The sequence below is a fragment of the Kribbella sp. ALI-6-A genome (assembly GCF_001984195.1).
GTDB lineage: Bacteria > Actinomycetota > Actinomycetes > Propionibacteriales > Kribbellaceae > Kribbella.
The window spans coordinates 645,433-666,922 of sequence record NZ_MTQN01000009.1 but is presented as its reverse complement, the minus strand read 5'-3'; the positions used below and the strand labels follow the sequence as shown (position 1 = coordinate 666,922).

The following is a 21,490-nucleotide window of genomic DNA, read 5'->3' as shown; positions in this document are numbered from 1 at the left end:
GTGCTGTCCTCGCTTTCTCGGGAGAGCCGAGAATCGTGATCGAATGTCTGTATGGAACGACCACTATACAAGGCTTTGTAAGATTGATCCCGTGTCCACTCCAAGCCCTTTCGCTCCGCAGACCGCGCCGGCGGTTCTCGATGACCTTCGGGCTCGCCTCCGCGCCACCCGCTGGCCGGATGCGCCTGAAGATGCCGGCTGGTCCGCCGGTATCGACCTCGACTATCTGCGCGAGCTCGTCGCCTATTGGGCGGACGAGTTCGACTGGCCCGCCCGCGAAGCGGAGCTGAATGCGATCAGCCGGTTCCGCGTGTCACTGCGTGGTCTCGGGATCCATTACGCGCACGTCCGGGCGGTCGCCCCGGAAGGGCCCGTCCTGCCGATCGTTCTCGCCCACGGCTGGCCCGACTCGTTCTGGCGGTACACGAAGGTCATCCCCTTGCTCACCGACCCGGGATCCCATGGCGCGGATCCCGCTGACGCGTTCGACGTGATCGTGCCGGACATGCCCGGCTTCGGATACTCCGACCGCCCCGGTACGCCGCTGGATTCGATCGCGGTGGCGGGTTTGTGGGCCGAGTTGATGGACGTGCTGGGCTACCGCCGCTTCGGCGCCGCCGGTGGCGACATCGGCAGCCATGTGAGCCGCTACCTGGCGCTCGATCATCCGGATCGCGTGGTGGCGGTGCACCGGATGGACGCCGGCTTGCCGATCTTCGCCGGCGACCCGGCCGAACTGGCCTCGGAGGAACGCGAGTGGCTGGCGAACGCCGCGTCGTGGGGAGCGGCCGAGGGTGCGTACGCCGCCATGCATCGGACAAAACCCCAGACCGCGGCCGTGGGGCTCAATGATTCCCCCGCCGGACTCGCGGCGTGGATCGTGGAGAAGATGCGCGCCTGGAGCGACTGTGGCGGCGACCTCGAGCGCAGCTACAGCAAGGACGAGATCCTGACCAACGTCATGCTCTACTGGCTGACCGGGACGATCGGGTCCTCGCTACGGATGTACCGGGCGAACGCTGCGATCCCGCCGGCCCAACTCGCCCGCCGCGTCGAGGTGCCGTCGGGTTTCGCGATCTTCTCCGGCGACATCGTCCGGCCGCCGCGGGCGTGGCTCGACCGGGTGGCGAACACCGTGCGGGCGACGGAACCACCTCGTGGTGGACACTTCGCGCCGTTCGAGGAACCGGAACTGTACGCCCAGGAGCTGAGGGAGTTCTTCCGTCCGTACCGGCGAACTGTCCAGGCCGGGCTCGGCAGTTGAGGCACGTCGGCTGGCGACGCGGCCGCGTGCCGCTGGGGGAGTGGCGCCTGCGCGGACCTATCATGACCGCATGGTGAGGGAATCCGGCGCTGCGCCGGCTGCGGCCGGCTCGAGCAGTCAAGACAACATCCTGAACGCGGCACGCGCCCTCATCGGTGAAAAAGGCTACGACGGCATGGCCATCTCGGACCTGTCCGCGCAGTCCGGGTTGCCGCCGAGCTCGATCTACTACCACTTCGGCAACAAGTTCGGTGTCCTGGCGGCGCTGCTCGAACGCACCTTCGAGGAGATGCACGGCCTGTTCCCGAATCCCACCTCCTTCGACGACCTGCCCCCGCTGGAGCGTCTCGAAGCCTGGTTCACGGCGGCCTGCCGGTCGCTGGATCAGCGGCCCGACTATCTGCGGCTGCTGGTCGCGATCAGCGTCGGCCCGCACAAGGACGCCGACGCGGTTCAGCAGACCGTACGCCGCGTCCGCGACTACGCGCACGCCTCCTGGGTGGACGCGCTGACGCCGATCTTCGCGCCCAACGGCGGTAAGAACAACCAGGCTCTGGTCGAGCAGCTGGCCGTTCTCGGGCGCGCTCTGACAGACGGTCTCTCGGTGACCAACAGCTTCGACGGCATGAGCTACAGCTCGCAGGTCGAGCCGTTCGTCGCGCTGATCCGCGGCTTGGCGGAGCAGCGGCGCGCTACGGCGAAGCGCAAGCGCTGACGCAGACCAGCCCCCGCATCACCTGGCCTCGAAGCCGACCTTGCTCACACTGCCGATCGCTGTATAGTGAGCGCTACATACAGCGAGAGAGGTGGGCGCAGTGACGAGCACCTTGGATGTCGCGGACGCGCGACTGGCCTACAGCGACACCGGTTCGGGCGACCCGGTCATCTGGTTGCACGGCTCGGGGCCGGGCGCGTCGGGGATGAGCAACTTCGGCGGCAACCTGCCCGCCTTCCAGGACTTCCGCAACATCGTGATCGACCTGCCGGGCTGGGGAGACTCGCCGCGGCCCGGGACGGACGAACCGCTGATCTTCCACGCCGCCGACCGGGTGTACGGCGCGATGACGGCGCTCGGGATCGAGCGAGCCCACCTGGTCGGCAACTCCTACGGCGGTGCCGTGGCCATGCGGATCGCGATGCAGTACCCCGAGCACGTGGACCGAGTCGTGCTGATGGCGCCGGGCGGAGTGCTTCCGCCGGACGCGCCGCCGTGGCCTGTCGGGCTCGAGCGTCTCTTCGCCTACATGGCCGCGGACAAGCCTTCGCGCGAGGCGATGGCCGAGTTCGTCCGGCTGATGGTCTTCGACGAGTCCCTCGCGACCGAGGCGCTGATCGACGAGCGGTACGCCTCCAGCCTCCGGGCCCATCCCGAGATGCCGATCCCGCCGAACTTCGGCGATCTGACGCCCGACCTGGGCCGCATCGGCGCGCCAACCCTGCTCGTGTGGGGCCGCGAGGACCAGACCGTTCCGGTCAGCTGGGCGCCCCGGATTCTCGAGGGGATCCCCAACGCCGAGCTGCGCGTCCTGCCGAACTGCCGGCACTGGGTGCAGTACGAGCGTGCGCCCGAGTTCAACCACATCGTCCGCGAATTTCTGCGGGGCGGAGCAGCCGCCCCATCGGAGGCATGACTCATCGTGGGGATCAGGAAGCTGGGATACGTCGGGCTCAACGTCACCGACGTCGACGCGTGGACCGACCTGCTCGGGCGCACGCTGGGCATCGGTGTCACCTCGGCCAAGGCCGGTACGAACGAGGTCGTGCTGGCCGAGCTCGACGAGTTCAAGTACCGGTTGGCGCTTCATCCGTCCGCTGAGGACACTCCGCGCGAGCTGGGGTGGATCGTCGATTCACCGCGGGAACTCGACCGGCTCACCCAGCGCCTGGAGGACGCCGGCTTCGCCGTCGCGGAAGGGTCCGCGGAGGACAAGGAACTGCGCGGCGCCACCCACCTGCGGTGGTTCAGCGACCCGGTCGGGTACCGGGTGGAGCTCGCGGTCGGCGAAGCCAAGGTGCGCCTCGGTGCCGATCGCCCGGCCGGTGGGCCTGGCGTCACCGGCTTGGGCCACTTCGTGCTGGCCGGCCCCAAGCTCCAAGAGCTTCGCGAGCTCTACGAGTCGGTCCTCGAGTTCGAGCTGACCGACTACCGGGCTCCCGGGCTGTTCTTCTTCCGCTGCAACCGGACCCATCACAGCATCGCGCTCGCCACCGCGGAGACGCCGTCGATCCACCACCTCGAGTTCGAACACGGCTCGATCGACGACGTGGGTCGGGCCTACGACCGGGCCAAGGCCAACGGCGTACCGATCTCGATCAGCCTCGGCCGGCACATGAACGACAAGGCGATCTCGTTCTACGTCCGCAATCCCAGCGGCTTCCACCTGGAGATCGGCTGCGGTGGCATCGAGGTGAGTGACGACTGGGTTCCGCACGACTTCGGGCGCCCGGACGAATGGGGCCACCACCACGCCGACGCCAATCCCTTCGCGACCCCGACCTCGTGACCATGGCGTCGCCGGGGACGATTCTGTCCGGTCGCCGCGCCCTGGTGACCGGCGCGGCAAGCGGGATCGGCGCCGCCGTGGCGACCCGGCTCGCCGGACTCGGTGCGCAGGTGGTGGTGTGCGACATCGACGCCGAGGGTGCGGCGCGGACCGCGGAGCGGATCGGTGGCGAGGCCGTCGCGATCGATCTCAGCAACACCGCCGACCTGGCGGAGCGGCACTTCGACGCCGACATCCTGGTCAACAACGCCGGCGTTCAGCACGTCGCGCCGATCGAGCGGTTCGAGGCCGAGCGGTTCGCGTTCATGCTGCGATTGATGCTGGAGGCACCGTTCCTGTTGAGCCGTGCCGTCCTGCCGCACATGTACGAGCGGGGCTGGGGGCGGATCGTCCACATCGCCAGCGTGCACGGCCTGCGGGCCAGTGCCTACAAGTCCGCCTATGTGAGCGCCAAGCACGGCCTGTTGGGCCTGTCGAAGGTCATCGCGCTGGAAGGTGCGGCCCACGGCGTGACCAGCAATTCGGTGTGCCCCGGGTACGTGCGTACGCCGTTGGTGGAAAACCAGTTGGCCGACCAAGCGGCGGTGCATGGGATGGGCATCGACGAGGTGCTGTCCGACGTACTGCTGGCGAAGTCGGCGGTGAAGCGCCTGATCGAGCCGGACGAGGTGGCCGGCGCGGTGGCGTACTTCTGCTCGCCCGAGTCAGCATCTGTCACCGGCACCGAACTGGTTCTCGACGGAGGCTGGAGCGCCTCCTGACCGCGTCGCCGGCGGTTGTCCGGGCCGCCCTCGGCGAGGGCGGCCCGGCCCTCGTCAGGCCAGGGGCAGCGGCGTTCCCGAGAAAATTCCGTCCGGATCCACTGCTGTCTTGATCTGCCGCAGGCGGGCGAGGTTGTCCCCGTAGATGTCGGGGATCTGGTCGACGGCGTCCGGCCCGAGCAGGTTGGCGTATCCGCCGGGGAAGGCATGGCGAGCCAGCGCCGCCGATGCTTCGTCGGCCCAGCGGTGAGCGTTCTCACCGGTGTCCTCGGCCGTCCACACGCCGATGGTCTCGGTCATCAGGTGCGGTCTGCGCAGGACGAAAGCCGTGTCGGCCGGCGCGATCCTGGCGGCCGCGCCGTGGAAGTGGTGCAGCGAGATCCCGGACATCGGTGTCGGCAGTTCGCCTCCGAACCGGTCGACGATGCCGATCACCTGGTCGCTCAGCTCGGGCACCGAGCGAGTCCGGATGGTGACGTGCCTGCCGTCGGGAAACATCGCGTCTCTGCCGGCGACAGTCGCGGCGTACGGAACGGCGTCGAGTTGGGCGAGCAGGGGATCGCCGAGTCGAGTCAGTGCCATCACGGGCCCCGAGGGATCCGTTCCGGTCGCGACATCTCCAGACCATGTCGGCAACACCAGCAACGCGGGCGCGCCGTCCGGCGCGGGGATCGCACCGACCTGAATCGTCAAGCCGTCCGGGCAGTCCTGCTGCGCCTCGCGAACTCGCTCGAGGACCTGCCCGGCTTGCTTCCAGGGATAGAGCACCATGCCGGTCACCACAGCCGGTACGGCGTGCAGTTGCACGGTCATCGACGTGACGACCCCGAAGTTGCCGCCTCCGCCGCGCAAAGCCCACAGCACCTCGGGATCGTGTCGGGCGTCAGTGCGCAGGACCGATCCGTCGGCTGTGACCAGTTCGGCGGCCAGCAGATTGTCCGCGGCAAGGCCGACCCGTCCGGCGAGCGGCCCGTAGCCGCCGCCGAGCGTGAGCCCCGCCACCCCGACCGCTCCGATCGTGCCGGTCGCGGCCACCAGGCCATGCTCGTCGGCCGCCGCCAGCAGGTGGTTGGCAGACGCGCCGCCACCGACTCTTGCGATCCGTGCTTCTGGGTCGACCCGTACGCCGTGCAGAGGCCTCAGGTCGAGGGTCAAGCCTCCATCGACCAAGGCGCGGCCGGCGAAGTCGTGGCCCCTGCCGCGGACCGAAAGGGGGAGACCGAACTCCCGGGCGGTGAGCACCCCGATCACCACGTCGGCGGTCGAGGTGCAGGACAGCAGGATGCCGGGCCGGCGCTGGACAGCGCCGTTCCACAAGGCGATGCCGTCGTCGTAGCCGGGGCCTGAGTCGTGGACCTGCCCGGCGGGCAGGCGGAGGCGCAACGCGCGAAGGGAGGCCGCGATGGCCTGGCCGGGGTTTTCGTCGGGCATGAGTTTCCTTTGATGCGGTCGAGTGACGGACCAGAGCGAAGGGCCGCTCTATGTAGCGTTCACTCTACCGCATCGCAGGACCGACCGTTCTATCTACTTCTAGACCGGGATCTTCCACTTCTGCGGGTCCAGGCCGGTGCAGTCGTAGATCTGCAGGTCCGTGCCGTCAGCGGTCGCGCCACCCGGGCTGTCCAGGCAACGTCCGGACTGCGGGTTGCGCAGCGCCCCGTTCGGCTGTGGCTGCCAGATCTGGCCGCCGGCCGGGCCGCAGTCCCAGAGCTGGACCTTGGTGAGGTTCGCCGTACCGTTGCCGACAATGTCCAGACACTTGCCGAAGGCACGGATCTTGCCGTCGGTCGACATCGTCCACTGCTGTCCGGGTGCGCCGTTGCAGGTCCACAGCTGGACGGCGTTGCCGCTCGTCGGTGTGTTGGTGTCGACGTCGACGCACTTTCCGGCGGCCGCGGGCCCGGTGATCGGGCCGGTCGGGAAGCCGGGCAGGTTCCACTTCTGCGGATCGAGGCCGGTGCAGTCGTAGATCTGCAGGTCCGTGCCGTCAGCGGTCGCGCCGCCAGGGCTGTCGAGGCAACGACCGGACTGAGGGTTGAGCAACGAACCGTTGGCCTGCGGACGCCACTGCTGGCCGCCGGCCGGGCCGCAGTCCCAGAGCTGGACCTTGGTGAGGTTCGCCGTACCGTTGCCGACGATGTCCAGGCACTTGCCGAACGAGCGGATGGTGCCGTCGGCCATCATCGTCCACTGCTGACCCGGCGCGCCGCTGCACGTCCACAGCTGGACGGCGTTGCCGTTGACCGCGGTGTTGTGGTCGACGTCCAGGCACTTGCCGGCGGCGGCCGGGCCGGTGATCGCGCCGGTCGGCCCGCCGACGACCCCGGTTCCGAACCGCACCTGGCACTGGTTGCCGGTTCCGAGCCACGTCGCTGCCAGGTAGAGGAACGACGTTCCGTTGGCCAAGGGCACGATCGGTGAGCTGTAGCCCGGACAGCTGGGAACGCCGGAGGCGTAGCCGCCCGTCGGATTGATGTTGACCGGAGCTTCCAGCTCGGTCCAGCTGCCGGAGCCGAGGGAAGTGTTGGCCAGCAGCACCGATCCGGACTCCGCCATGACTGCTTTGTTGCCTGTGGGTCCGGTGACGACCCGTTGACCGGACATCAGCAGCGTGCCGTTCGGCCCACCGCCGGGAACCCAGGCGACGTACGGCGTGTGCAGAAGGTGACGGCCGTCAGTCGTCTGGACAAGAGTGCCGGGGTTGTTCGTCGGCGCCCAGTTGAGGCCGTCAGGACTGGTCTTGATGTACACCTCGCACGCGTGGTCCGCGTTGGTGGCGTCCCGGCACAGCTCGTACGTCATCAGGAACTGGCCGTTCGGGAGCGCGGTGATGATCGACATCCCCGGCCGGGCCAGGTTGTCGGCGGGGAACGCGACATCCGGGGTGATGCTCGCGCTCCAGCTCACGCCCCCGTTGGTGGACGTGTAGTGGCCGATGATCTGGTTGTTGGTCGGCGAACCCGCGGGGCGCTCGTCGGAGATGAAGCAGGCCAGGGTGTTGTTCGGTGCGAGCAGGAACCACGGCTCCCAGATGCCCTGGCCGATGGTGTTCGGCTGGCCGCTGGTCTGGGTGCAGTTCGACAGGTACTGCCAGGTCGCGCCGCGGTCGGTGCTCTTGAACACCTCGATCTTCTGCGCGGTGAAGTTGCCCTCGTCCCACGCCGTACCGGCGGCGAGCAGGTCGCCCGCGTTCAGGCCGTTGGCGGTCCGCGGGATCTCGTAGACGACCGGTGCGCCGAGGTCCCACCCAGGCGTGTGAGAGGTGATCGTGCTGATCGGGCTCGCGGCGAAGGTCGCGCCGCCGTCGGTACTGCGGTAGATCGGGAAGCTGCTCGGACCGGATTCGTTGCGCCGGGCAAAGGTCGCGAGCACGGTCCGGCCGGCGTTGCCGTCGTGGTCGAGCCGGATCGCCCGCGGGTAGCTGGCGTCGGCGGTCGGGAAGGTGGACAGGTTCGGGCTGTAGAGCACGGTGCCGGATGGCGCCGCGGTGGCGGGTGTGGCGACGAGACCTGCGGCGAGCAGTGCTGCCGCGGCCAGCAGCCGGGTGGCGGTAGACATGGTCCTCCTCTGACATCGGGCGGATGAGTCGAGCGAAGGTTCCCCGTGCGCCGGCGCCCGTGGGCGCCGGCGAGATCTCAGGTGGAGCGTCGGTCGGCGAGGTCCACGGCCGTCCGCGCGACCACGACGCCGGACGCGTCGGTCGCCCAGAGCAGCAGTCGCCCGGAAGTCGACGGCACCACAACGTCGAGGGGATCGGTGACCTCGAACGGCTTGGCGTCGACGGGCGCCGAACCGGAGGCGCTGCCGAGCGTCCAGTGCAGGGTCCCGAGCAACGGATCCCGGCCGTGGTGCGAGACCCGAACCGGTACGACGACCGGGCGGCCGTCCCCGGCAAGGACCAGATCGCGCCCCGGGGCTTGCGGCACCAGGTCGACGATCAGCACGGTCTCGGCGTGCACGTCGGCCGGGACCACACCGCCGAGGTCCTTCGTGCGGCGTTCGTAGGTGTAGATGCCGACCGTCTCGTGCTCGATGTCGTACAACTCGGTGTAGATGTACCCGGCGTTGAGCGGGTGACGCCGCAGCTCCTGGGTCTGCCAGCGCAGGTGCCATCCACGGTCCACGCTGGTCGATCCACCGCCGTACTCGCCGTTGAGTTGCGGCTTGCCCGTCGCGTCGAAACCGGGCGCGGCGATCTCCTTGTGCGCCACGAAGTCCGGACCGAGCCGCACGGGAAAGGTCCCGTCGGCGGTGTTGACCAGTCGATCCACGATCGCGGCCCACGAGCCGGCGTTGTCGTCGTAGTAGTGCCAGTCGACCAGGTCGGTCTCGACATGAGCCCAGCCCGAGTTGTCGACGACCGGGCGGGTCGGGTCCGCGTCCCGGATGATCCGGTACGCCCGCCGTACGGCGTCCTGCTTGGCCGGATCGCCGGGCACGTCCCAGTCCAGGCCCCACTCCTCGTTGTACCCGCCCCAGATCACGATGCTCGGATGGTTGCCGTCCCGCTCCACCATGCCGGCCGTCACCTGCTCGAAGGCGGCGACGGCCTCGGCCGTGAAGCGCCCGGTCGACGGCGGTTCGGCCCAGACCAGCATGCCGAGCCGGTCGGCCCAGTACAGCCAGCGTGGGTCCTCCAGCTTGATGTGCTTGCGGACCAGGTTGAACCCGGCCTCGCGCGCGAGCTCGAGATCGCGCCGGAAGGCCTCGTCGCTCGGAGCGGTGTGCCCACCGGTCGGCCAGAAGCCCTGGTCCAGAACACCGCGCACGTACGTCGGTACGCCGTTGACCGCCAGGTTGTTGCCGTGCCACTCCACCTTGCGCAGCCCGGTGTAGCCGCGGACGGTGTCCTGGCCGGCGGTGACGATCACGTCGTACAGGTGCGGATCGTCAGGGCTCCACAGCCTGGGCTGGGGGATGGGCACGATCGCCGTGCCCGGCCATTCGTCGTACTCGCGAACCGCGACGCCCGGGATCTCGATCCGCACCGGCGAAGGGCCGGTGAGCGTGACCTCGATGCCGTCGAGCGTGTCGGTCGGACGGAGCTGGAGCCGGGAGATGTACGCCGCCGGTCGCGGCTCGAGCCACACCGTCTGCCAGATCCCGCTCGACGGGGTGAACGCGCAGCCGTCGTAGTCGTCGGCCGGCAGGCTGCGCTGCTTCCCGTGCGGGACAAACCGCTTGTCGACCGGCGCATCCACCCGTACGACGAGCTCCGCCCGCCCCGACGCGTCGAGCAGGTCGGTGATGTCCGCCTCGAACGGGAGGTAACCGCCGACGTGCTCGACGGCGAGCTCACCGTTGACCCAGACGGTCGCGTGGTGGTGTACGGCGCCGAAGTGCAGGATCGTCCGTTCGCCGGCCCAGTCGGCTGGGCGCTCGAGCTGCCGCCGGTACCAGGCCGTCGGCAGCCAGTGGGCGACCACCCCGGAATCGGAGTGCTCCCAGGGGAAGGGGACCACGATGGTCTCGGCGAAGTGGTCGGCCTCGCGGGCGAACTCCCACTCGCCGTTGAGATTGAGCCAGCGATCGGATCGGTCGAAGTGCGGTCGTGGGTACTCGGGACGTGTGTTCACAGTTTCTCCAGGTCTCAGCCCTTGAGGCTGCCGGCCATGACGCCTTTGATCAGGTGACGTTGCAGGACGACGAAGACGATCAGCACCGGGATCGCCGCGACGGTGCTTGCCGCGAGCAACTGCCCCCAGACGCTGGTCCAGTCGGCACCGAGCTGGCCCGAGCGGATGTTCTGCGCGAGTGCCGCGAGCATCACCTGCAGGGTCTGGTGCTGCTCGTCGTTCACCGCCACCACGGGCCAGACGAAATCGTTGTAGATGTTGATGAAGGTCAGTACGCCGAGCGCGGCCAGCCCCGGCCGGATCACCGGGATCACGATGCTGGCGAAGATCCGCAGCTCGTTCGCGCCGTCGACCCGGGCGGCGTCGAGCAGCTCGTCGGGGATCGCCATGATCACCTGACGCATCCAGAACACGCCGAACGCATCGATCGCGCCGGGCAGGATCAGCGCCTTGAACGTGCTCACCCAGCCGAGCTGGCTCATCTCCAGCAGCAACGGGATCAGCAGTACCAGGGTCGGCAGCATCAACGTGGTCAGCACGGTCGCGAACAGCACTCGTTTGCCGACGAAGGCGTACTTCGCGAACGCGAACCCGGCCATCGGGCAGAAGATCATCGTCAGCGCACCCTTGACCACGACGACGATCGCGGTGTTCTGGAACCCGGTGCCGATCGGAATCGTCTCGAGCATCGACCGGAAGTTGGCCAGCGTGAGTTGCCCCGGGTCGAAGTCGAAGGGGCTCGAGATGATCGCGGCGCCGGGTTTGAACGACGACGCGACCATCCACAGCAGCGGTGCCAGGCTGATGATGCCGGCGACGGTCAGCAGGCCGTAGCGACCGGCGCTTGCGAGCTTCATGAGTCCTCCCTCGAGCGCAGCAGCCGGATCGAAGCGATCGACAAGGCCAGCACCATCACCACGAGCAGCATCGAGTTCGCCGCGCCGAGCCCCAGGTCGGAGTTCGTGATGTGCTTGTAGAGATAGAGCCCGGCTGTCCGGGTTTCGTTGAACGGTCCGCCGCCGGTCACGACGTACGGCTCGGCGAACAGCTGGAAGACGGTCAGCGTGCCGATCACGACGACGAAGCTGAGCGTGCGCGTCACCAGCGGCACGGTGATCGACCAGAACTGGTGCCACGCGCCGGCCCCGTCGATCCGGGCCGCCTCGTAGACGTCCGACGGGATCGACGACAACCCGGCCATCAGCAGGATCACGGCGTACCCGGTGGTGCGCCACAGCACCAGCAGGGCGATCGTCACCTTCGCCCAGACTCCGCTCGTCAACCAGCTGATCGCCGGCAACCCGAGCGAGGTCAGTCCGTGATTGACCGCGCCGAAGTCCTTGTCGAACAAGATGATCCACACCTGCGCCATCGCCACCAGCGGTGTTACGAACGGCGCGATCAGCGCCGCACTGAACAACCCGCGGAACCGTGCCTTGCGCAACGCGACCGCGATGGTCAGCGCCAGCAGCACCTGCGCCGGTACGACGAGCAGCCACAGCGCGCCCGACGTCGCCATGGACTGCCAGAAGTCGGGACTGGTCAGGAGGAACTGGTAGTTCGCCAGCCCGACGATCTCCAACGCGCCGGCGCCGTGCCAGTTGGTGAAGCTCAGCTGCAGGGCGAACAGGATCGGGTACGCGCTGAACGCGGCGAACACCAGGATGAACGGTGCGACGAACAGGTACGGCGCCGCGCTGACCCGGCGTCGCCGTACCGGCCGGGCCGAGCGCCGGGTCGTTGCCGCTTCGGTGAGCGTCGCCATTCAGCTGGGACCCATCAGGTTCTTCTGGATCTGGGTCGCCGAGGTCTTGAGCACCTCGTCGGGCGTCAGTTGCCCGGCCAGCAGCTTCTGCACGTTGACGCCGAAGTAGTCGACGGCTTTCCCCCACCAGGTGGGAATCGTGTAGCCGCCCGGTGCTTGCTTGCCCGCCTCGACCGCGATCTTCCACAGGTCCTGGCCGCCGAGCGCGCCGATCGGCTTGAACAGCGGCGTGTCCGGATCCAGCGCCGGCAGGTACGACGGGATGGAGGTGTTCAGCCCGCCCGGATACACCTGGTTCGGCCCGTAGACGGTGGTGTACCCCTCTTTGCTGAACACGAGGTGCTCGTACAGCCGCCAGGCGAGTTCAGGGTTTTTCGCCTTGGCCGGGATGACGAAGGACGAACCGCCCATCACTCCCGCGCGCGCACCGCCTGCCTGCCACGCCGGCAACGTGGTCGCCCGCCATTTGCCTTTGCTCGTCTTCAGCAACTGCTGCGGCGTGAACACGAACCACTGGGCCCACGGGACGAACACCTGGGTGCCGTTGTCCTGAGTCTGCAGGTCGGTCGGCTGGGTGTACTTCGCCAGCGTGCCCAGTCCTTCGGACCGGACCTTGTCCAGCCAGGTCAGCGCCGTACGGTACGGCGCCGAGTCGATCGTGAGCTTGCCGTCGGCATCGATCATCGCGCCGCCCTGCTGGTTGGCGAACATGTCGACCCACAGCTGGCCGAGGAACTGGTCGTTCTCGAGGTGGATCGGTCTGGCCGCCGGCGACTTGTCCCGGACCGTGCGCGCCGCGTCGAGCAGAGCGTCGTACGTGGTCAGGCTCGCCGGATCCACGCCCGCCCGGGTGACGACGTCCTCGCGGTAGAACAGCAGACCGGGGTCGAGGTCCCACGGCACCGCGATCACCTTGCCGTCGACGGTCACCACCCCGAGCTTGTACGGCGCGATGTCCGACTTGTACTGCTCGATCAACTGACTGAGATCGTGCAGGTGGGGCGCGACACCGGTCAGCAGCGCGTCGTCGTAGAAGGCGCCGTCGGGGACTCCCGCGCCGCTGATCAGCGTGGCGGGCAGCTTGGCGTTCACGTCCACCGCGAGGTGGTTGACCTTCACCTGCGGGTACTTCGCCGTGAACGACGCGATCGCCTTGTCGAACACCTTGTACAGGTCGCCGGTGCGGTCCCAGATGGTGATCTCGCCCGACGGAGGCTTGGTCACGCCGGCACTCGGGAGCGGGTTGCTGCCGGTCGTGTTGCCTGGAGCGCAGGCGCCGAGACCGCCGGCGAGCAAGGCGGCGCCGGTGCCGCGCAGGAGCGTCCGGCGGGAGAACGGGGTGGGGCTCAGGGGATTGGTCATGTTGTCGTTCCTCACGACTATTGCTGAGCTTGCAACGTTGCAAGTAGTGCTGGAGACGCTAAGGTTGCAACGTTGCAAGTGTCAAGGTTTCACCGCCCACGAGACGAGGTGCACAGTGGCCGCCACCCTGCGCGAGGTCGCCGAGAGAGCCGGCGTCTCGGTCCGGACGGTGTCGAACGTGGTCAACGACTTCCCCCAGGTCGCGGCCGAGACCCGGGCCAAGGTGCAGCGCGCGCTCGACGAGCTCGGCTACCAGCCGAACGCGGTCGCCCGGACGCTGCGCAACGGCCGCTCGGGACTGATCGCGCTGGTGCTGCCGGAGCTCGACGTACCGTACTTCGCGGAGCTGACCCGGGCCGTGATCGAGCAGGCCGCGGTGGCCGGCTACACGGTCGTGGTCGACCAGACCGACGGCGATCCGGTCCGCGAGCGCGAGCTGGTGATGCGGGGCAGCCGGGCCGCGATGTTCGACGGGCTGATCTTCAACCCGCTGGCGCTCGGCGACGCGGATCTGCGCAACCGGCCGTCGTCGACGCCGGTGGTGCTGCTCGGTGAGCGCGTCGTCCAGGGCGGACTGGACCACATCATGATCGACAACGTCGGCGCGGCCGAGCTGGCGACCCGGCACTTGATCGACCTCGGCCGGCAGCGGATCGCCGCGATCGGCGACCAGTTCGACGAGACCCGCCGGACCGGTCAGTTGCGTACGCAGGGTTATCGAGCCGCTCTGCAATCGGCCGGCCGGGAGGTGATCGCCGAACTGGTCCGCCCGGTGGAGTTTTTCCACCGGGCCGACGGCGCCGCGGCGATGGCCGAGCTGCTCGCGCTTCCCGAGCCGCCGGACGCGGTCTTCTGCTACAACGACCTGCTCGCACTCGGGGCCCTGCGCACCATTCTCAGCCGCGGCCTGCGGGTGCCCGAGGACATCGCGCTGGTCGGCTTCGACGACATCGAGGACGGCCGCTACAGCACCCCCAGCCTGACGACCATCAGCCCGGACAAGAACCAGATCGCGAAGAACGCCGTTCAGTTGCTGCTGAACCGTCTTGACGGCGACCGTTCCGATCCGGCCGAGATCTCGGCCGGTTACACCCTCGAACTGCGCGAGAGCACCACCGGCCGGCCGGTCTGAAAAGTCCAGTGGTCGACGTCGCTGCTCTAGCCAACGCTTTCCCGAGATCGTAGAGTGAGCGCTACATACAGGCGAGAGCGCGGAGGCGGAAGCATGAGCAGCTCGCTGATCGACGTGGCCCGGACGGCGGTGCTCGCAGGCGAGGCCCTGGTCGACGCGAGCGCGGGGTGGAGATCCTTCCCGAGCTCACGCCTGACCAGCACCGAGCAGTTCCTCGCCCGGCTGCCGTGAACCGCGACCCCGACGTACGATCTGTTGAGGAGGCTCCAGTGTCTGCAGCCGAGCCAGGCGCAGGCCCCGTTGTCGTGCTGCTGCACGGTGGTGGGCCGGGCGTCGATGCCGTGAGCAACTGGGCGAGCGTGCGCTCCAGGCTGGACGGCGAGTTCCGCTGCCTGGCTCCCGATCTGCTCGGGTTCGGCGGGCGGATCGCCGGAACCGGCGGGATCGAAGGGCCGCGGGCGTGGGCGCTGGCTCGGGCCCGCCAGGTCCTCGACCTCCTCGACAGCGACGGTCTCGAACGAGTGCACCTGGTGGGCAACTCGGCCGCGGGTGGAGCTGCCGCGCTCGCGCTGCTGGCCCTGGCGCCTGACCGAATCGACCGCGCGGTCGTGATGGGAGGAGCCGGAACCGGACCGTTGCCCGCGGCGGTGCCGTTCTACGACGATCCGACCGAGCAGTCCATGCGGGCCACGCTCGCCCGGCTGGTCGCCGACGAGAGTGTCCATGGGGAGCTGCTCGACGAACTCGCCGGCCTTCGGATGAAGCAGGCGCTGCGTCCTGGCGCCGAGGCGGCGTTCCGGTCGATGTTCGCCGACGCCGCCGACGGCCCTCCACCCGTCGATCTCGCGTCGATCGGCACGCCGGTCCTCGCGCTGCACGGGGAGCTCGACCGGGTCTCGCCGGTCGAGGTCTCCGAGCGGCTCGTCGACGCGCTGCCGGACGGCCGACTCGCCGTGGTGGCTGGAGCGGGGCACTGGATTCACGTCGACCGGCCGGACGAGTTCTGCGGCCTGGTAGGGGAGTTCCTGAGCGCATGACACAGCCCAGCGACAACAGCGCGAACCGAGTCGACGTCCTGATCGTCGGCGCCGGTCCCGCCGGCCTGACCCTCGCCATCGACCTGGCCCGGCGTGGGGTGGCGTGTCACGTCGTCGAGGCGACCGAAGAGCGACCCGTCAATCCACGGTGCAACACCACGTCCGCGCGGTCGATGGAGATCTTCCGGCGGCTCGGACTCGCCGACGAGATCCGGCGGGCCGGGCTCCCTGCGGACCACCCCACCTCGATCCACTACCGGACGATGCTGAGCGGCGAGGACATCTTCCGCATCGATCTGCCCTCGTCCGGGGAAGTCCTCGCCGGTGCGGGCAAGGACGACTGGCCCACGCCGGAGCCGCAGCACCGGATCTCGCAACTGTTCCTCGAGCCCATCCTGGAGCGGCGCGCGAGCGAGCTTCCCGGGCTGACGCTCGAGCGCGGCACCCGGTTGGTCGAGTTCCGGCAGTACGACGACCACGTCGAGGCGATCGTCGAGAACGCCGGCGTGCGCCGTACCGTGCACTGCGGGTACGTCGTCGGCTGCGACGGCGCCCACAGCGCCGTTCGGCGCCGGCTGGGGATCCGCTACGAAGGCGTCGACGCGATACAGCAGTTCGTGTCGACCTTCGTCCGCTCGCCCGAGCTGGGACGGCTGGCCGCCCGGGACCGCGCCTGGACGTACTGGACCTACGGCCGCCGGATCGCGTCGCTGATCGCGATCGACGGCGAGTCGCTGTGGCTCAACCACGTTGCCTTCGGCCCCGATCACGACACCGAGGGCGAGGATCCCGAGCAGCTTCTGTACGACGCTGTCGGGCAGCCGGTGGACCACGAGGTGCTCGGCGTGGTGCGCTGGACCGGGCGACGGCTCGTTGCTCAGCGCTACCGCTCGGGGCGGGTGTTCCTGGCCGGCGACGCGGCCCACATCTGGATCCCCGTCGGGGGATTCGGGATGAACGCCGGGATCCAGGACGCGGCGACGCTCGGCTGGATGCTGGCGGCGGTCCACCACGGGTGGGCGCCACCGGAGCTGCTCGACGCCTACGAGCTGGAGCGCAAACCGGTGGGGGAGCAGTTCGCCGACGCGGTGGGTTCGGCCGCGCGGACGTCGTTCGCGGAAGTCTCCACCGACATCCATCTGTCCGGTCCGGAGGGGCAGCGAGCTCGGGCGGAGTTCGCCGATCGGCTCGCGGCAAGTGAGCGGCACCGGTATTCCCCCGACGGCTTCAGCTTCGGCTACCACTACGCCGGCTCGCCGTTGGTCGTCGGCGGCGAGGGGCAGGCCGCGATCACCATGGGCGGCTTCCAGGATCGCGCGCAGCCGGGGTTCCGGTTGCCGCACGTCTGGCTCGACGACGGCCGCTCGGTGTTCGATGTTCTCGGTCCCGGCTTCACCCTGCTGAGGACGGACCCCGGCTGCGACGTCGAGCTCTGGACCGCGGCCGCACGAAAACTCGGCATCCCCTTCACCGTGGTCGACCTGCCCCAGCAGTGGCCTGACCGCTATCCCACCGCGCTGCTGCTCGTGCGCCCCGACCAGCACGTCGCCTGGATGGGCGGCGGGGACGCCCGTCCCGACGAGCTCCTGACCACAGTCACCGGCCACGTCACCGCCCACCAGCGGTAGAGATCACCAGGAGAACGCACATGCCATACGCACTGGGCATCGACGTCGGCGGCACCTTCACCGATGCGGTCGCCTCCGACGGCGCCGGCCGGATGGTGTCGGCCAAGACGCCGACGACCCCGCCGAACCGCGAGGTCGGTGTGATGCGCGCGATCGAGGACCTCGCCGGCGAGCTCGGCATCGGCGTCGGTGAACTGCTGTCGCGGACCGACTACATCGCGCACGGCACGACCGCGTCGATCAACGCGCTCGTCCAGGGCCAGGTGGCCGACGTCGGGCTGATCGCCACCAAGGGCCACCGGGACGCGATCTACATCATGAACGCCGAAGGCCGGACCCTGGGCCGCTCGGCCCACGAGATCCAGGACACGCTGCGCCGTCGCAAGCCCGCGCCGCTGATCCCGAAGTACCGGGCCCTGGAGGTGACCGAGCGGGTCGACCATGCCGGGAAGATCCTGGTGCCGCTGGACGAGGACGAGGTCCGGCGGGTCGCCCGGACCCTGGTGGACCAGGGCGTCGAAGCGATCGCGGTCTGCCTGTTGTGGTCGTTCAAGAACGGGATTCACGAGCAGCGGGTCCGCGAGTTGATCCACGAGATCGCGCCGGACCTGTACGTCACGCTCTCCTCGGAGGTCAGCCCGCGGATCCGCGAGTTCGCACGGACGTCCACGACCATCATGAACGCTCAGATCGGGCCGCGGCTGCGCACGTACCTGCTCCCGCTGCAGCAGCAGTTGGAGGAGGGTGGGCTGAAAGGACCGCTGCTGGTCATGCAGAGCGAAGGCGGCACCATCACCGCCGACCGGGCACCTGAGCACGCGATCACCACGGTGGGATCGGTCCTGTCCGGCGGCGTCATCGGCGGGATGCGCCTGGCCGAGCAGCTCGGACACCACAACGTCATCACCACCGACGTCGGCGGTACGACGTTCCTGGCCGGACTGATCGTCGACGGTGAGCCGGTGATGGCGCCGGGCTCGATCGTCAACCAGTTCCCGATCAACGCGGCGACGATCCGCGTGCACACCATCGGCTCCGGCGGAGGAGCGATCGCCTCGGTGGACGACGGCGGGAACCTGCGGCTCGGTCCGCAGAGCGCCGAAGCCGTCCCCGGCCCGGCCTGCTACGGCAACGGCGGCACCCGGCCCACGAACACCGACGCCAACCTTGTCCTCGGCATTCTGAGCGAGCGCGGGCTGCTCGGCGGCCGGAAGCCGCTGAGCCTGGACCTGGCCCGGCAAGCGATCCGCGAGCACGTCGCCGAGCCGCTCGGCCTCACCGTCGAGCAGGCCGCCATCGCCATCCACGAGGTGCAGAACGCGCAAGCGGGTGACCTCGTACGCCGGGCCGTCGTGCAGGCCGGATACGACCCGCGCGACTTCGTCGTCTACGCGTTCGGCGGTGCCGGGCCCGCGCACTGCGCCGGCTACTGCCAGGACCTGGGCGTGCGCGAGGTCGTCGTGCCGCTCGGGCCGGTGGCGTCCGCCTTCTCGGCGTACGGGCTGGCGGCATCGGACGTCGCGTTGAGCGCGGAGCTGTCCGACCCGGTGACGTTCCCGGTCGACCACACGGTGCTCGAGTCGCACTTCGCCCAACTGGAGGCGGACCTGCACCGCGCGCTGGACCGGCAGAAGGTGAAGTTCCACGACGTGTCGCTGCACCGGGAGATCGATCTGCGGTACTCGATGCAGACCACCGAACTCGCGACGGCCGTTCCGGACGGGAACTTCAGCGAGCGGACCGGGGACGAGATCCTCGAGCGGTTCGAGGAACAGTACGAGCGCATCAACGGCAGCGGCTCCGGCTATCGCGAGGCCGGTGTCCAGGCGATCACTTACCGGGTGCGGGCGAAGGCGAGTCTCGGCTTCCCTGTCACGCTCCCGGAGATCCCGGCGGCCGATGGCCCCGACCCCGCCGACGCGCTGCTCGGGCATCGCTCCGTCTGCCTCGACTCGCAGATCGGCTTCGTGACGACCCCGGTCTACGACTACGCACTGCTCCGTTCCGGCCACGAGCTCGTCGGCCCAGCGATCGTCGACGTACCGACCACGGTGGTCGTGGTGCCGGCCGGAGTCACCGGTCGCGTCGACCACCTCGGCAACCTCGTACTGCGCTACCAGTGAGGACACCTTCGATGACTTCCAGAATCCCCGGTGCGGACGAATTCACCAGCCGGCCCATGCCCCGCGAGGAGCTGCTGCGGCAGATCTCGCCCACCCTGCCGCTGCACCAGGTCGACGAAGCGCGGGCCGAGGCGGTCGACGCCCTGACGTACGAGGTGGTCCGGCACCGCCTGTGGGCGATCACCCAGGAGATGGGGGAGACGCTTCGGCGGATGTCGGGCTCGCACGTGGTCACCGAGTCCAACGACTTCAACTTCTCCATCTGCGACGAGCTCGGCGAACAGGTCCAGGTCGGCACCTTCAACATCGGCCTGATCGGCTCGATGGACCTAGCGATCGTGTGGACCCTGCGCAACCGCAGCGACAACCCCGGCATCGCCGAGGGTGACATGTTCCTGTGCAACGACCCGTGGATCGGCGGTGGGCTGCACCAGAACGACGCCGCGATCCTGGCGCCGATCTTCCACGAGGGCAAGCTGTTCGGCTGGACGACGGCCATCGCCCACCAGGTCGATCTGGGCGGTCCGCGGCCGGGCTCGTTCAGCCCGTCCGCGCAGGACGTGTTCGGCGAGGCGGCGCCGACACCGCCGTTGAAGGTGGTCCGCGGGGGAGTGCTGCAGCGCGACGTCGCCGAGGCCTGGGTTCGCCGGTCGCGGCTGCCGCACCTGGTGGGACTCGACCTGCGCGCCAAGATCGCCGCCAACAAGAACGCGGCCGAGCAGATCCTCCGGCTGATCACCAAGTACGGCGCCGACACCGTCAAGCTCGTCATGCGCCGGATGATGGACGACGCCGAACGCCGCCTGCGGGCCAAGCTCGAGACCCTGCCCGACGGGACGTGGACCGCGGTCGGCTACCAGGAGCAGTCCGGGACCGGAGACCGCGGCCTGTACGCGATCAAGGTCGCGATGACCAAGCAGGCCGACCGGCTGGTCTTCGACTTCCGCGGGACCGCCGGGCAGACCGGCATCATCAACTGTCCCTACCCCGGGCTGCGGGCCGGGATCGTCTTCACGATGCTGCCCTTGCTCGCGGGGGACATCCCCTGGGCGGCCGGCGGGCTGATGCGCTGCTTCGAGATCGTCACCGACGAGGACACGATCACCAACGCGTCGTTCCCGGCCGCGGTGGGCAAGGGGCCGTTCGGTCCGGCGTGGGGCGCGGGCAATCTCGTCGCCGAGGTGCTCGCCAAGATGCTGGACGCCGAGCCCGACCACCGCACCGACGTACAGTCCATCTGCAACGGCACCACCGACCTCTGTGTGGTGTCCGGGGTCGACGTGCGCGGCGGTGGCAGCAAGGGCTTCGTGTCGCCGGTCTTCGACGTGATGGCCGGTGGTTACGGCGCGCAGGTGTATCACGACGGTGTCGACACCGGCGGCCGGCTGATCATCCCCTCGGCGCGGGCACCAGACGTCGAGATGACCGAGTACCTCTACCCGCTGGTCGCTTTGTGGCGCCGCGAGCAGACCGACTCCGGGGGACCGGGCCGGCAGCGGGGCGGGATGAGCGGTTCGGTCTGCTACGTCCAGCACCCCGATCAGCAGGGAACGATGTCGCTGGTCGTGTCCGGAACAGGCAAGGTCGCCAACCAGAACGTCGGCCTGGCGGGCGGCTATCCCGGCAACTCGCAGCTCGACCTGGTGGTGCGCGACGTCGACCTGCCCCAGCTCGTCGACGCGGCCACCATCCCTGGCGGCCTGGACGAGCTCGGCGGCCACGTCGAGGTGCTGCCCTGCGAGGGGGAGTCGACCCTCGGGCCAGGTGACGCGCTCTACCTGCATTGGCAAGCCGGCGGCGGGTACGGCGACCCGCTGCTCCGCCCGGCCGAAGACGTTCGCGACGACGTACTCCAGGTGCGGGTGTCGACGGCTGCCGCGCGGGACGTCTACGGCGTCGTGCTTCGCGAGGACGGCGAGGTCGATCCGGCGGCAACCGACGGCCTCCGCCAGGAACTGCGGACCAGGCGCGCCTCCGGTGCCGGACTACCCAGCACCCCACCCGCGGCGATCAGCACGCCGGAGCTCGAGGAGACGCGCCGGCTCGACGACAACCTCGTCGTCCTTGACTCGCCGGACGGCGGGACAGTGGCCTGCGCCCACTGCGGCACCGAGATCGGGCCGCTGGCCGGGGGTGACTTCGTCGCGGCGCTGGCTCGCCGTGAAGCGGCGCCGACCGAAGCGGGCCCGCACATCTGGCACGACCCGACCGAGTACGTCGACGCCCAGATCGTCTTCCGGCAGCTGTTCTGCCCTGGGTGCCTGACCGCGGTGCACTCGCGGGTCGTCCCGGTCGACCACCCGCTGCCCGTGGACGACTACCGAAGCTGGGCATAGCA

Annotated in this window: 17 protein-coding genes; 11 read left to right on the top strand and 6 right to left on the bottom strand. The window is 69.2% G+C overall.

What is annotated here, in order from left to right:
• Positions 1 to 43 precede the first annotated feature (43 nt).
• From BWI15_RS12085 to BWI15_RS12065, 5 genes are all read left to right on the top strand, one after another.
• Positions 44 to 1,264, top strand: coding sequence for an epoxide hydrolase family protein (locus BWI15_RS12085; RefSeq protein ID WP_077014410.1), 1,221 nt, complete (start codon positions 44 to 46; stop codon positions 1,262 to 1,264).
• Between the two features lie 70 nt (positions 1,265 to 1,334).
• Positions 1,335 to 1,979 carry a TetR/AcrR family transcriptional regulator gene (locus BWI15_RS12080; RefSeq protein WP_077014409.1) on the top strand — a complete coding sequence of 215 codons (645 nt, stop codon included), beginning with the start codon at positions 1,335 to 1,337 and terminating at the stop codon, positions 1,977 to 1,979.
• 100 nt (positions 1,980 to 2,079) lie between these two features.
• Positions 2,080 to 2,895 carry an alpha/beta fold hydrolase gene (locus BWI15_RS12075; RefSeq protein ID WP_077014408.1) on the top strand — a complete coding sequence of 272 codons (816 nt, stop codon included), beginning with the start codon at positions 2,080 to 2,082 and terminating at the stop codon, positions 2,893 to 2,895.
• A gap of 6 nt (positions 2,896 to 2,901) precedes the next feature.
• Positions 2,902 to 3,768, top strand: coding sequence for a VOC family protein (locus BWI15_RS12070; protein WP_077014407.1), 867 nt, complete (start codon positions 2,902 to 2,904; stop codon positions 3,766 to 3,768).
• Positions 3,769 to 3,770: 2 nt separating this feature from the next.
• Positions 3,771 to 4,529, top strand: coding sequence for a 3-hydroxybutyrate dehydrogenase (locus BWI15_RS12065; protein WP_077014406.1), 759 nt, complete (start codon positions 3,771 to 3,773; stop codon positions 4,527 to 4,529).
• A 54-nt stretch (positions 4,530 to 4,583) separates the two neighbouring features.
• Here the strand turns inward: BWI15_RS12065 and BWI15_RS12060 are convergent, their stop codons facing one another.
• The 6 genes from BWI15_RS12060 to BWI15_RS12035 form a co-directional block, all read right to left on the bottom strand.
• On the bottom strand, positions 4,584 to 5,960 hold the full coding sequence (locus BWI15_RS12060; RefSeq protein ID WP_077014405.1) for an FAD-binding oxidoreductase: 1,377 nt from the start codon (positions 5,958 to 5,960) through the stop codon (positions 4,584 to 4,586).
• A gap of 99 nt (positions 5,961 to 6,059) precedes the next feature.
• The gene (locus BWI15_RS12055; RefSeq protein ID WP_077014404.1) at positions 6,060 to 8,087 is read right to left on the bottom strand and encodes a ricin-type beta-trefoil lectin domain protein; all 2,028 of its coding nucleotides are present in this window, start codon (positions 8,085 to 8,087) and stop codon (positions 6,060 to 6,062) included.
• A 77-nt stretch (positions 8,088 to 8,164) separates the two neighbouring features.
• Positions 8,165 to 10,105 carry a glycoside hydrolase family 2 protein gene (locus BWI15_RS12050; protein ID WP_077014403.1) on the bottom strand — a complete coding sequence of 647 codons (1,941 nt, stop codon included), beginning with the start codon at positions 10,103 to 10,105 and terminating at the stop codon, positions 8,165 to 8,167.
• A 14-nt stretch (positions 10,106 to 10,119) separates the two neighbouring features.
• A complete protein-coding gene (locus tag BWI15_RS12045; RefSeq protein ID WP_077014402.1) occupies positions 10,120 to 10,962 on the bottom strand; it encodes a carbohydrate ABC transporter permease in 843 nt (280 codons plus the stop codon).
• On the bottom strand, positions 10,959 to 11,870 hold the full coding sequence (locus tag BWI15_RS12040) for a carbohydrate ABC transporter permease (RefSeq protein WP_077014401.1): 912 nt from the start codon (positions 11,868 to 11,870) through the stop codon (positions 10,959 to 10,961). The genes BWI15_RS12045 and BWI15_RS12040 overlap by 4 nt, the downstream gene beginning before the upstream one ends.
• Positions 11,871 to 13,232 (bottom strand): ABC transporter substrate-binding protein, encoded by a 1,362-nt coding sequence (locus BWI15_RS12035; protein ID WP_143465509.1) that lies wholly within the window; start codon positions 13,230 to 13,232, stop codon positions 11,871 to 11,873.
• Between the two features lie 115 nt (positions 13,233 to 13,347).
• On the opposite strand from BWI15_RS12035, the gene BWI15_RS12030 reads away from it, so the two are divergent.
• The 6 genes from BWI15_RS12030 (at position 13,348) to BWI15_RS12010 (ending at position 21,488) form a co-directional block, all read left to right on the top strand.
• A complete protein-coding gene (locus BWI15_RS12030; RefSeq protein ID WP_077014400.1) occupies positions 13,348 to 14,364 on the top strand; it encodes a LacI family DNA-binding transcriptional regulator in 1,017 nt (338 codons plus the stop codon).
• 93 nt (positions 14,365 to 14,457) lie between these two features.
• Positions 14,458 to 14,595, top strand: a complete 138-nt coding sequence (locus tag BWI15_RS39335) for a hypothetical protein (protein WP_168197297.1) — start codon at positions 14,458 to 14,460, stop codon at positions 14,593 to 14,595.
• A 38-nt stretch (positions 14,596 to 14,633) separates the two neighbouring features.
• Positions 14,634 to 15,401 (top strand): alpha/beta fold hydrolase, encoded by a 768-nt coding sequence (locus tag BWI15_RS12025; RefSeq protein ID WP_077014399.1) that lies wholly within the window; start codon positions 14,634 to 14,636, stop codon positions 15,399 to 15,401.
• Complete coding sequence (locus BWI15_RS12020) at positions 15,398 to 17,029, top strand: FAD-dependent monooxygenase (protein WP_077014398.1); 1,632 nt, start codon at positions 15,398 to 15,400, stop codon at positions 17,027 to 17,029. The genes BWI15_RS12025 and BWI15_RS12020 overlap by 4 nt, the downstream gene beginning before the upstream one ends.
• Before the next feature lie 20 nt (positions 17,030 to 17,049).
• Positions 17,050 to 19,152 (top strand): hydantoinase/oxoprolinase family protein, encoded by a 2,103-nt coding sequence (locus BWI15_RS12015; protein WP_077014397.1) that lies wholly within the window; start codon positions 17,050 to 17,052, stop codon positions 19,150 to 19,152.
• An 11-nt stretch (positions 19,153 to 19,163) separates the two neighbouring features.
• A complete protein-coding gene (locus tag BWI15_RS12010) occupies positions 19,164 to 21,488 on the top strand; it encodes a hydantoinase B/oxoprolinase family protein (protein ID WP_077014396.1) in 2,325 nt (774 codons plus the stop codon).
• Positions 21,489 to 21,490 lie beyond the last annotated feature (2 nt).